We start from the raw sequence: 12140 nt of genomic DNA, 5'->3' as shown, positions 1-12140 counted from the left end.
CACGAGGTCACGGGCTGTCCACAAGGCACTACGAACAGGTGATGCGCGGGCTCGCCCAGTCACCGTGGTCGGAGTTGATGTTGTCGCCGCCGTCGGTCAGCACCAGCCGCAGGTTCTCGGCGTCGGTGAGTGACGCGGTGAGCTTCTTCCCCGGGCTGTCCGCGGTCAGCGCCCCCGAGTCGGCGACCTTGGTGTCGTCCGCGAAGACCTGGAACACCACCGATCCCTTCCCCGCGCCCACCTCGTCGTCGATGCCGACGTCGACGGTCAGCGACGAGCACTTGCGGCCGAGGTAGAACTCGATCGTCGAGGCCGCGTGCGCGCCGAAGCCCTTGGCGTGCGTGGCACCGTTGATCGTCAGCGTCTTGCCGTCACCGGCGGCCTGGTTGCCGACCGACCTGTCGATCTCGACAGGACCCCATCCGTTGGTCGACGAGGTCGCCTCGAACGCCGAGAGGTCGGTCGTGCCGGCGGGCGGGGTCGGGCGCGGGCCGCTGTCGCCCTTGGAGACCCGGTAGATCACCGTGGCGAGCGACGGCACGGAAGCCGAGATCGCGCCGGTCGTGGTGCGGGTGGACTTGGTCCAGAGGTCCTTCAACGTCGCCGGTCCGGACATGCCGATCTCGGACAGGGAGGTCGAGATCGTCTGCGTCGAACCGGACTTGTTGAACAGCGCCACGGCCTTGTCGCCGTTGGCCAGCGGCTTCACGATCACGTCGACGCCGGTCTTGCCGGTGGTCTTGATCCGCTTGCCCTGCTTGCCGAGCTTGTCCTGGTCGACCGCGATGACGTCCTTGTTCTCCAGGATCGTGAACGTGTCGGCGCTGACCTTGCGCAGGTCCGACCCGATGAGCAGCGGTGCGGCCATGACCGCCCACAGCGAGAAGTGGCTGCGGTACTGGGTCGCGGACATCTTGCCGTTGCCGACCTCGAGCATGTCGGGGTCGTTCCAGTGGCCCGGACCGGCGTACTGGTCGAGCACGACGTTCTTCTCGTAGATGTCCATCGTGCGCGGCCAGGTGTCGTTGATGTCGCCGGTCGTGCGCCACAGGTGGCCGGTGTCGGAGGCCCACTCCCACGGCTTGTTCTGGCCCCACTCGCACAACGAGAACACGATCGGACGCCCGGTCTTCTTCAGCGCGTCACGCATCTTGCGGTAGCGCTGCTTGGCGTCGACACCGCTGTTGTTGCAGTTGTCGTACTTCAGGTAGTCGACGCCCCACGACGCGAACTGCTGTGCGTCGGACTCCTCGTGGTTCAGGCCGCCGGGAAAACCGTTGTCCTTGTTGCAGGTCTTCGTGCCCGCCGAGGTGTAGATGCCGAACTTCAGGCCCTTCGAGTGCACGTAGTCCGCGACGGCCTTGATGCCGTTGGGGAACCGCGTCTTGTTCGGCACGAGCTTGCCGGCCGAGTCACGGGTCTTCTCGGCCCAGCAGTCGTCGATGTTGACGTACTCGTAGCCGGCGTCCTTGAGCCCCTTGTTGACGAAGATGTCGGCGATGCCCTTGACCATCGCCTCGTTGAACTCCGCGCGGCAGGCGGTGGTGTTCCAGTTGTTGAAGCCCATCGGCGGGGTGAGCGCCAGACCGTCCGGCAAGGCTTGTGCGGTGGGGGAAACCAGGACCGCGCCGACCATTGTGGTCAGTACGGCCAGGGCGAGAGTGCGCATGGAAATTCCTCTCGGGGAACAGCAGGGGGTCACGCTGGCAGACCCCAGGGCTTGCCCGGGGTCGTGATGCTGACCGGCCGAACGGCCAGGTCGGGGCGGCGGCCCCTGGGATGCACCAGGACTTCCTGCCCACGGCGCAACGAGATCTCGAACGTCCCGTCGCCGCGGTCGTGGTACCGGACGGGGTGACCGGACGGCGTCACGACGGACACCGGACCGGCGATTCCGTGCCTCAGCACCAACGGCTCACCCGCGCGGCTGCGGACGAGCACGAACTGCGTCTTGCCACCGGTTCGCTTCGCGGTGACGGAGAAACCACCCTCGGCGGAGTGGTCGGCGATCACGACGTCCGGCCAGACGGACGGCACGGCCGGGAACACCCGGACCACCCCGCCCCAGCTCTGGCAGACGAAGTCGTGGATGGTCTGCGCACCGGACAACGGCGTCTCCACGACCGGTCCCGCCTCGGTGTACATGGTGTTCTCGAGCACCGGGTAGCGCTTCGTGGTGTCGAACATCTTCACGAAGTAGCCGTACGCCTCGTCGCCGCGGAACATGCGCGCGGCGATCGAGCCGGACCCGGAGTAGCTGTAGCCGCGGTGCGCGGGCTCCAGCGACATCCAGTGGTGCAACGACTTCTCGATCAGCTCGCGGTTCTCCGGCTGCTCCCAGTTCACCGTCATCAGCGGGTACGTCGCGAGCAGGTGCGAGAAGTGCCGGTGCGACACCGCGAACGGCACGCCCGCGCCGATCATGAACCCGTTCTCGTTGACGGGGTACGGCACGAGGTCCCGCAGCACCTCCTGCCACTTCGGCTGCAGCGGATCGTTGATCTTCAGCAGCTTCGCGGAGTCGATCAGCGTCTGGCAGCCCCACCGGATCAGCTGCAGGTCGTAGTTGCAGTCGGGAGCGTCGCCGTACTCGGGCGAGGTCGTGACGTCCAGGTGGAGCTTGCCGTCGTTGCCCTTCGCCAGGAAGTGCAGGTAGTAGTTGATCGACCGGCGCAGCAGCGGGAACACGACGTCGGCGAGGATCCGGATGTCCATGCTGTGCCGGTACGACAGCCACACGTTGTGCAGCGCCCACGTCAGGTTGCCGAGCTCCTTCACGCCGGTGCCCTGCGGACCGGGCTCGGCGAGCGTGCCGGCGTTCGAGGTGGTGCGGTCGGTGCTGCGGCCGACGCCCGCGGAGTCGTTGCGGTACTGCTCCTTGACGTTGCGGACCAGCTGCTCCTGGTTGTTCTTCAACGTCGAGGTGATCGAGTCCAGCTCCAGGTGACCGGAACCGTGGATCAGCCAGTACTCCAACTGCACGTTGAGGTTCCACCAGGCGGCGGCCCACGGCGTCTTCTCGAGCCACGGGCCGGTCGTCGCCATCACCGGGCTGCCGGCACGCGATCCGGATGCCACCTTGTAGAGCTGAATCCAGTAGAACGACTGCAGCCGCTGGTCGCCGAAGGACAGGAAGCTCTTCCGGTAGAAGGCGTTCCACCACTTCCGATGCGACCGGGTCAGCAGCCCGCCGAGCAATGCGGCCTCGCGGACGGCCTTCAGCACGATCTGGTCGGCGGTGGCTTCGGGATAGGTGTGCGCGACCGACAGCAGCAGGCGCTGCATCCGTCCGGTCGTGATGATCCGGAAAGCGGTTGCCGTCTGACCGCCCGCATTCAGGGCCTGCGTCACCAGCGTCTCGCGGCCGTCCGCTTTCGTCACGGGGTCGGGGTTGAAGACGTACCCGTCCGGGAGCGGGTTGAAGTCCGCGCGCGGCGGAATGGCCTTGGACGGCACGAACTCCAGCACCGGCTTCTCGTCACCGGTGGGCGTGACCTGCAACGACAGCACCGAACGTTCGGAGTGGACGTAGGCTGCGAACGAGATCACGCCCAGCGAGGTGGTCACGGTCCCACGCAGCTCGGCGTTCCACAGGTCCAGCCGCCAGTCGACGGCCGTGACGGTGCCCGCCGCGGTCAGCTTGAGGTTGCCGACCGGGAGTCTGCACACGCCGAACTGGCTGCCCCCGGTGGTGCGGTGGTCCTGCACATCCGCGTGCTGCACGGTGAAGCGCACGGTGTTGCCCTCGGAGTACACGACACTGCCCAGGCGGCCGTCACCGAGGAAGGGCGCCTGCCCGTACTGGGTCGGCGGCTTCTGCCAAACGAGATCCTGCCGGCCGATGAACTCGCGCCAGTCCCGTTCCGACATGCCATCACAGTCGAAAACATCCGAGGAAAGCGTCTCATTTGCCACAGCGGTCCCGACCGGCACGAACATCCCCGCAGCTACCGCCGCTGTGCTCCCGCCGATGAAACCCCGCCTGTCAACGACCATTTCCAGCTCCTCGCCCGCGCATGGCAACAACTGCCGTCCTGGATGCGCGGCGGAGCATCTCTGGTCCAGACAACGGGAAAGGTAGGAGTTCTGGGTCACATCGCGCAAGAGCCAACTACACGCAACACGAAGCAACAACCGGGTGCTCTTGCTCCGCTGAGATGGGCAAGACGCCTAGGATGTCCCGCCAAAGGGGCGGGGAGAGTCGCACGAGCCGTGCCCTTGCTATTGGGAGGTGGCATGGCCGTGTCGACAACGGCGTTCAACGAGGGCAGGAGCCCCCAGCGGGGCCGTCCTCGCGACGCCAGCCGGGACGACGCATTACGTCAGGCAGCGCTCGAGGTGATGGCCGAGGTCGGATACCGGGCACTCACCATGGACGCCGTGGCAGCGCGCGCGAGGGCGGGCAAAGCCACGATCTACCGGCGGTGGGAGTCCAAGCTCGATCTCGTGATCGACACGTGCACCCAGCTCGCCACGCAGAACCTCGCCGCACCGGACACCGGCTCACTGGCCGGCGACCTGCGCGAGTTCCTCTCGTCGTTCGCCGCGTTCCTGTCAGGACCGATCGGCAAGGCCGCCCAGGCACTCGTCGGCGAACTGCCGCACGAACCCGAGCTGGCCGCGGCGTTCCGGGAGACGTTCCTGATCTCGCAGCGCGACGTCCTGCGCGGAATCCTGGACCGCGCGGCCGAACGGGGCGAGCTCAGGGCCGACGCCCCGCGCGGCATGGCCGTCGAGATCGCGGGCGCGGCGCTGATCTACCGGCTGATGCTCACCGGTGACCCGCTCGACGAGCCGTTCGTGGAGAAGGTCGTCGAGCAGGTCCTCTTACCGTTGGTGCGAGTCCCTTAACGGAAGAGCTTGCGGACCAGCGCGAAGCCCACGACGGCGCCGACCGCGATCAGCGTGTACTTGACCTTGGGCTGGCTCAGCACGTCGAGCACGGACGACTTGCCCTGCTCGACGAGCTTCTGCGGGTTCGCCCGCTCGCTGAGCTCGTCCAGGGTGGCGGCCAGCGCGGTGCGAGCCTGTTCGATCTCGCGCTGGATGGTGTCGGGATCGCGAGCCACATGTCCTCCTAGCAGCGGTTCTGGCGTTCACCGTAGTGGACGATCAGTGACGCTGCTTCGAGCGACCCGAGAGAGCGAGTACATGAGCGGCCTATAGGCTTCCACGTGAGGGGTCGTAGCCCAATTGGCAGAGGCACTGGGTTTAGGTCCCAGCCAGTGGGGGTTCGAGTCCCCCCGACCTCACTCGATGATGGGCGAACTGTGCTCGCGGAGCCCGCTCACCAGGTCATCTCGCCGTGTTTTCTGGGGGCGAAGCCCCCAGACCCCACCCGGCGGGCTTCGCCCCCGGACCCCCGGTGCTCGTCCGCGCGTTTAGCGAGTCAGTCGCCCAGTCGGCGATCTGCGTCCGCGTGGTGAGGTCCAGCTTCTGCCGCACGCGCTGCAGGTGCGTCTCGACCATCCGTTGCGAAATCCGCAGCTCAGCACCAATGCCCGCGTTGGTCTGCCCGGCCGCCACGAGCGCCACGACCTGCTGCTCGCGTTCGCTGAGTTCGGGCGGCTCAATCCGGTCCTCCAACGCGTACGCCACGGCCTGCTCGCGGGTCATCTCGCGTCCCTCGGCGAGGCAGGTGTCCGCGCCGCGCAACGCCACCCGTGACGCCCGCACGACCTCGATGACGTGCGCGTGCCAGACCAGGTCCGCCGCGAACGCGCCCTCCCTCAGACACGACGCGGCACCCACGAGCCTCAAGGCCCGTTTCGGATCACCACGCCGGTACGCGATCAGGCCCAGCCCCTCCAGCACGTCCGCGACCCAGAACCCCGTGTACCACGAGCGCAGTGACTCGAGGAATGACTCGGTGGCGACTGCGAGCTCATCGCGTTGCAGCGCGCGCAAACCGACCGTGTGCAGGAAGACGGACAGCCTGCGCGGTGAGGCCAGTCGCCGGTACACGGGCAGAACGTCGGCGATCAGTCCGTCGGCGAACTCCAGGTCGCCCGCGCACATGGCCGCCCACGCCATGTTGTGCTCGATGATCGCGAGGTCCAGCGGGTCGGCGGTCGGCGCGAGCAGGGCGACGGCCTCCTCGTAGTACTTGCGGGCCTCACCGTTGCGATCGGCCCGGACGTGCTCTCCGGCCAGCGCGTTGAGGGCCTGAGCGAGCAGCACGGGCTCGCCCAGTTCGCGGCCGAGCGTCACCGCCTCCTCGGCCCACCGCATGCCGTCGCTGGACTCGGTGCCGGCGAGATACGCCAGGTGGCACAAGGCGAGGCCGCGCACCGCCGGGTCCGCGTTCGCCTTGCGGACCGCCGTGTCGAGCAGCGACCGTCCCTGCGAGAAATGGCCCTGGTCGCGCCACGCGGCGGACAGCATCGTGGCGAGCTGCAGGTAGCTCGGATCCCCGGTGCGCTCGGCCCAGTCGACGACGCACTGCAGGTTGCCGCACTCGGTGATCAACGGGTCGACGACCTCGGGTGTCGTGAAGACCGCGGAGGTGAACCGCGGCCAGCGTCCGGCGAACCAGCGCGCGACCCCGGCGATCACGGTTTCCGACTGTTCGGCGAGTTTTTCCCTGCCGTACAACCGAACCGACTCCAGCTGCTCGAACCGGCCGGCCCCGCCGAAGGTCAGCAGGGACTTGGCCACGAGCGCGGACAGCAGCGCCAGCACCCGGTCCGCAGGCAGGTCGCAGGCCGCCACCGCGACGTCGAGCCCGAAGCCGCCGGGGAACAGCGAGAGGCACCGGAACACGTGCTGCTCGTCGGCGCCGAGGTGGTCGTAGCTCCACTCGATCGCGGCGCGCAGGCTCTGGTGACGTTCGGCGGCCGTGCGGTTGCCGCGGTTGAGCAGCTCCAGCCGGTCGTCCAGGCGTGCCAGCAGTTCCGCCACCGGCAGCACCGTGACGAGACGGGCGGCGAGCTCGATGGCCAGCGGGAGACGGTCGAGGCGGGCGCACAACGTGGACAAAGCCGCCTGGTCGTCGATCTTCAGACCGAGCTGGTTGGCCCGCGCTCGGTCGGCGAACAGCTCCACCGCGCACGAGATCGGCAACGGCTGCACCGCGAACAGCATCTCGCCCGGCACCCGCAGCGGCTCGCGGCTCGTCGCGATGACCCTGATCCCGGGGCAGCCGAGCAGAAGCGGCTCCAGCATCGCCGCGCACTCCGCGGCGACGTGCTCGCAGTTGTCCAGCACCAGCACCATCGTCCGGCCCGCCAGCGCGTGCACCAGGGTGCTCAGCACGGGTTCGCGGATGACCTCGCCGATGCCCAGCGCCGTCGCGCACGCCCGCACGACCTGACCGGAAACCGAGGAGAGCTCGACCCATTCGGCCTGACCGCCGGTGAACTCCTTGGCCAGCCTGGTCTTCCCGACCCCGGCCGGGCCGACGAGCGTGAGCACGCGGGCGTGGGCGAACGCGGTGAGGCGGTCGAGCTCGTCGGCCCGGCCGATGAAGCTGTCCAGTGCCGTGACCGGCTCGTTCGCACGTTGCCGGTAAGCCCGCTGACGGCAGGCGTTCGAGCAGTACCGCGCGTGTCTGCGCCGGGAGGTGGCGGTCGCGGCGCCGCAGGTCGCACACGTCCCCACCTGTTCGGCCATCGAACGCATCGTAGTCACCCGGTTACTGGGCGGAAAGGCCTTTCCGGCCACGTTGTGGACCAATGGCCCATCAACGCGTATACATCGGATCTGTCGCCGCCGCGACCGAGGTTCTGGGAGGACTGGACATGCGAGTGACCCCCGTGCGATGGCGCGCGGCAGGAGCACTGGTCATCGTGCTGACAGCGAGTGTCACAACCCCTGTGTCAGCAGCAGAACCAGCAGCAACGGGCATCTGGCCGAAGGCTGTCGTGCAGCTGTCGGACGGCGTGCCGACGCTGTCCGTGACCCGTGGCGGCACCACCGTGCTGGAGCCCAGCCCACTGGGCGTGGTGACGGAAAGAGCGGATCTTTCCCGTGGCCTTCGGCTACTGGGCCGAACCGAGCGACGCGTGTTCGAGCACTACACCGCGTCTTCTGGCAAGCAGCGGCAGCGCACGGTGTCGCACAAGGAAGAGCGCTACTCGTTCGAAGGCGCGGCCAAGCTGGATCTGGTCGTGCGGACCGCCGCGGACGGCGTCGCGTACCGGTACGAGCTGCCGGCCGGGCTGGGCAACGTGCTGCGCGAGACGTCGGCGTTCGTGGTGCCTTCCGCCGCGACGGCGTGGATCGCGAAGTACCGGCGCGACTACGAAAACCCGTTCGTGCAGACCAACGCGGCCTCCGCCGAGTCCGCGGAGTACCTGCACCCGGCGCTCTTCGAGACCCAGGGCGTCTACTCGCTGCTCACCGAGTCCTCTGTGGACGGTCGCCACTCGGGTGCCCATCTCGTGCACACCGCCGGCTCCGGCGTCTACTCGATCAAGTACTGGGACGAGAAGGTGCTCGTCGACGGGCCGTGGCAGTCGCAGTGGCGCACCGCCATCGTCGGCTCTCTCGCGGACGTGACCACGTCGACCCTCGTGGACGACCTGGCGCCCGCGTCCCGTGTGCGCGACACGTCGTGGATCGAGCCGGGCAAGGTGTTCTGGAGCTGGCTCGCCGGTGGCCGCGAGGCGGGCCAGAGCCTCGCGATGCAGAAGCAGTACGTGGACTACGCGGCGCAGCACGGCTGGCCGTACGCGCTGGTCGACGCCGGGTGGTACTTCGATCCGAACTGGGACTACGACCCCACCTGGGAGCAGACCTCGTGGATTCCCTCGTTGGTGTCGTATGCCGCCGCACGGGGCGTGAAGATCCATCTGTGGATCCACTACGACGAGCTCGACACGCCTGCTGAGAGCGCTTCCCGCCTGGCGTTGTTCGAGAAGTGGGGCATCGCGGGCGTGAAGATCGACTTCATGGACTCCGACGGCCAGGACCGGTACCGCTGGTACGACCGGATTCTCGCGGAGACCGCTGCTCACCATCTGCTGGTGAACTTCCACGGCTCGACGATCCCGCACGGCCTGCAGCGCACGTGGCCGCAGGTCATGACGATGGAAGCCGTGCACGGTGGCGAGAAGTCCTCAGGTCTCACCGGGACGCACATGACTTCGCTGCCGTTCACGCGCAATGTCGTCGGTGGCATGGACTATACGCCGTTGGCTTGGCACCGTCCTTCGCGCGTCACGTCCGACGCGCACGAACTGGCGTTGACCGTGATCTACGAGTCGGGCCTCGCGAACCTGGCGGGGAAGCCCGAGGACTACGCGGCGCGGCCGGCAGCCGAGCGGTTCATCGACCAGGTGCCCACCGCGTGGGACGAGACCCGGTTGCTGTCCGGCCGTCCTGGTGACCACTCGGTGTTCGCGCGTCGTTCTGGTGACCGGTGGTTCGTCGGCGGCGGCTACTCCGGTGCCGCGCGGACGGTCCAGGTGCCGTTCTCGCTGCCTTCCGGGCGCTGGCTGGTCGAGATCACCCGCGATGGCCCGGCGGGTCTCGTGCGCGAGTCTCGGACCGTGCGTTCCGGGGACGTGCTGACGCTGGACGTGGCGGCCAACGGTGGTTTTGCCGCCATCGCCTGCCGTGCAGGGTCTCGGACCTGTGAGCGGCCGGTTTCCACGGTGCCTTCGACCTCGGTTTCCACCGCGTCGAACGGCTTCAAGGTGACCGGGCTCTTCACCACGAAGCAGGACGTGCGCGGGGTGACGCTGGCTCCGCGCGTACCGGCCGGCTGGTCTGTGCAGGGCGAGCCGGTGAAGGCTCGTTTCTTGCGGCCCGGGCAGGCGCTGTCCGGCTCGTGGACCGTCGTGCCACCCGCGCAGCCCACGTCCCACGGCTACTTCGACATCCCGGTCGTGGCGTCGTTCAACGGCGGCGTGGAGTCCGAGAAGACCGCCCGCGTGCATCTGGTGAAGCCGTTGTCCGACGGGTGGTCATACGTGTCGGACCGGCCGTGGGTGTCCGCTTCCGGCGGTGACGGTCCGGTCGAGAAGGACATCACCAACGGCAACGCCGCTGCCGGTGACGGTCGTGGCATCGCCATCCGCCGCACGACGTTCGGCAAGGGACTCGGCACGCACGCGTCGTCCGAGATCACCTACAAGCTGGACTCGGGGTGCACCGCCTTCGCGGCTTCGGTCGGTGTCGACGACGAAGCCGGTCTGGACGTTGCTCGCCAGAAGGTCGGCGGCACGGTGTCGTTCCAGGTGATCGGTGACGGCGTAGTGCTGGCCGACACCGGTGTGCTCGGCGTGCGCACCCCTGTCCGCGACCTGGCCGTGGACGTGACCGGCGTGAGCACACTCACCCTGCGCGTTCTCGACGGCGGTGACGGCAACCAGAACGACCACGCTTCTTGGGGCGACGCAAGGATTCGCTGCGCCTAGCGATTTTCCGCAGGGTTCGGGGTGCGGTTTCCCCCACCCCGACTCTGCGGACAACCCCAATGTCCTCTCAGGTTCCGATCCGTAAGTTGGACCGCATGAACTTGGTCGACTGGGTCACCGACCTGATGCAGACGGCCGGCGCACCCGGAGCGGCTTTCGCGGTCGCGCTGGAGAACCTGTTCCCGCCGCTGCCGAGCGAGGTCTTCCTGCCCCTGGCCGGTTTTACGGCGGCCCAGGGCAAGATGTCGTTGTTCGACGCGATCCTGTGGACCACGTTCGGTTCGGTGGCCGGAGCCCTTGTCCTGTACTGGATCGGCGCTCTGCTGGGCCGCGATCGGGTGCGCCGCATCGCCTCGCGCATGCCACTGGTCCGAGTGTCCGATGTGGACAAGACCGAGTCCTGGTTCCTGCGCAACGGCTACCGCGCCGTCTTCTTCGGTCGCATGATCCCGGTGTTCCGCAGCCTGATCTCGATCCCGGCCGGCATCGAGCGCATGCGATTAGCCCCGTTCCTCGCCTACACCGCGGCCGGCAGCCTGTTGTGGAACACGGCGTTGATCCTCGCGGGCTACCTGCTGGGCGACAACTGGCACCTGGTCGAGCAGTACGTCGGCATCGGCTCGAAGGTCGTGCTCGGGCTGGCAGTCGTCGCGCTCGTGATCTTCGTGGTCACGCGACTTTCTGGGCGTCGAGGTGCCTCATCAGCTCGCGAACAGCACTCCGACCAGCTCGGTTAGCCCCGATCGTGCTCGCGGACGGTCCGTATCCGACGAGGTGGATGCGCGGATCCGAGACGACGCGGGTTCCGTCGACCTGGATACCGCCGCCAGCCGCACGCAGGTGCAACGGCGCGAGGTGGTCGAGGTCGTGCCGGAATCCCGTGGCCCACAGGATGATGTCGGCGTCGAAGTGCTCTGACCCCCACGCGACGCCGGTCGGCGTGATGCGGTCGAACATCGGCTTGCGGTCCAGCACGCCATCGCTGATCGCGGCCCGCGTCTGGTCGTTCAGCGCCAGCCCGGTCACGCTGACGACGCTGCGCGGGATCAGTCCCTTGCGGACGCGTTCGTCGACCATCCCGACGACCCAGCGGCCGTAGTCCTCGGTGAACGGGCCTTCCCGCCACACCGGTTCGTGCCGCGTGACCCACCGGGTCTCCGCAGCGAAAGGAGCAAGTTCCATGAGCAGTTGCGTAGCCGAAGCACCCCCGCCGACCACCACGACCCGCTTACCCGCGAACTCCTCGGGCCCCTGGTAGTCGGCGGTGTGCAGCTGACGGCCGCGGAACGTCTCCTGGCCGGGGTAGTACGGCCAGAACGGGCGGCGCCACGTGCCGGTCGCGTTGATCAGGCCGCGCGTGGCCCAGACACCGTTCGTGGTCTCGACCTTGAGCAGCTCGCCGTCGTTCAAGACCTGCGTGACGTTCACCGGCCGGACCACCGGCAGCTCGAAGAGCTGTTCGTAGCGGGCGAAGTAGTCGGGGATGGCCTCGTTGGCGCGCTCGTCCGGCGAGGGCTGCTCGAACGGCATGCCGGGCAGTTCGTGGATGCCGTGCACGGTCCGCATCCGCAACGAAGGCCAGCGGTGCAGCCACGCGCCGCCGGGAGCGTCGTTCGCGTCCAGCACGACGTGGTCGACGTCCCGCCGCCGCAGGAAGTACGAAGCGGACAGGCCCGCCTGCCCCGCGCCGATCACCACCACATCCGTCACACCACGGTCAACGACGAACACGGCTCGGTCCGTCTCCGGGTGTGATCCACGAATCACCACGCACGCGGT

General features: G+C 68.0%; 8 protein-coding genes and 1 tRNA gene. 4 read left to right on the top strand and 5 right to left on the bottom strand.

What is annotated here, in order from left to right:
* Positions 1–28: 28 nt before the first annotated feature.
* Together ABZ345_RS17330 and ABZ345_RS17325 are read right to left on the bottom strand one after the other, a co-directional pair.
* Positions 29–1669: an NPCBM/NEW2 domain-containing protein gene (locus ABZ345_RS17330; RefSeq protein ID WP_359848979.1), complete on the bottom strand. Its 1641-nt coding sequence runs from the start codon at positions 1667–1669 to the stop codon at positions 29–31.
* A gap of 29 nt (positions 1670–1698) precedes the next feature.
* Positions 1699–3870: a Tat pathway signal sequence domain protein gene (locus ABZ345_RS17325; protein ID WP_359848976.1), complete on the bottom strand. Its 2172-nt coding sequence runs from the start codon at positions 3868–3870 to the stop codon at positions 1699–1701.
* A gap of 366 nt (positions 3871–4236) precedes the next feature.
* Here ABZ345_RS17325 and ABZ345_RS17320 point away from each other — a divergent pair, with 366 nt between their 5' ends.
* Positions 4237–4851, top strand: coding sequence for a TetR/AcrR family transcriptional regulator (locus tag ABZ345_RS17320; protein ID WP_359848973.1), 615 nt, complete (start codon positions 4237–4239; stop codon positions 4849–4851).
* Here ABZ345_RS17320 and ABZ345_RS17315 read toward each other — a convergent pair.
* Positions 4848–5069, bottom strand: coding sequence for a DUF3618 domain-containing protein (locus tag ABZ345_RS17315; RefSeq protein ID WP_030469566.1), 222 nt, complete (start codon positions 5067–5069; stop codon positions 4848–4850). The genes ABZ345_RS17320 and ABZ345_RS17315 overlap by 4 nt on opposite strands.
* 109 nt (positions 5070–5178) lie before the next feature.
* Between ABZ345_RS17315 and ABZ345_RS17310 the strand changes: the two genes are divergently transcribed.
* Positions 5179–5252: transfer RNA gene (locus ABZ345_RS17310), tRNA-Leu, on the top strand.
* Between the two features lie 43 nt (positions 5253–5295).
* On the opposite strand, the gene ABZ345_RS17305 is transcribed toward ABZ345_RS17310, so the two are convergent.
* Entirely contained in the window at positions 5296–7611 is a 2316-nt protein-coding gene (locus tag ABZ345_RS17305) for a LuxR C-terminal-related transcriptional regulator (protein WP_359848969.1), read from the bottom strand.
* A 128-nt stretch (positions 7612–7739) separates the two neighbouring features.
* Here ABZ345_RS17305 and ABZ345_RS17300 point away from each other — a divergent pair, with 128 nt between their 5' ends.
* Positions 7740–10361 (top strand): glycoside hydrolase family 97 catalytic domain-containing protein, encoded by a 2622-nt coding sequence (locus tag ABZ345_RS17300; RefSeq protein WP_359848966.1) that lies wholly within the window; start codon positions 7740–7742, stop codon positions 10359–10361.
* A 95-nt stretch (positions 10362–10456) separates the two neighbouring features.
* Positions 10457–11098, top strand: coding sequence for a DedA family protein (locus ABZ345_RS17295; RefSeq protein WP_359848963.1), 642 nt, complete (start codon positions 10457–10459; stop codon positions 11096–11098).
* Here ABZ345_RS17295 and ABZ345_RS17290 read toward each other — a convergent pair.
* On the bottom strand, positions 11031–12092 hold the full coding sequence (locus ABZ345_RS17290; RefSeq protein ID WP_359848960.1) for an NAD(P)-binding domain-containing protein: 1062 nt from the start codon (positions 12090–12092) through the stop codon (positions 11031–11033). The two genes, ABZ345_RS17295 and ABZ345_RS17290, sit on opposite strands and share 68 nt — an antisense overlap.
* Positions 12093–12140 lie beyond the last annotated feature (48 nt).

This window comes from Lentzea sp. NPDC005914 (assembly GCF_040629405.1).
In the GTDB taxonomy this organism is placed as follows: Bacteria; Actinomycetota; Actinomycetes; order Mycobacteriales; family Pseudonocardiaceae; genus Lentzea.
This window is presented reverse-complemented; position numbering and strand designations above follow the sequence as displayed.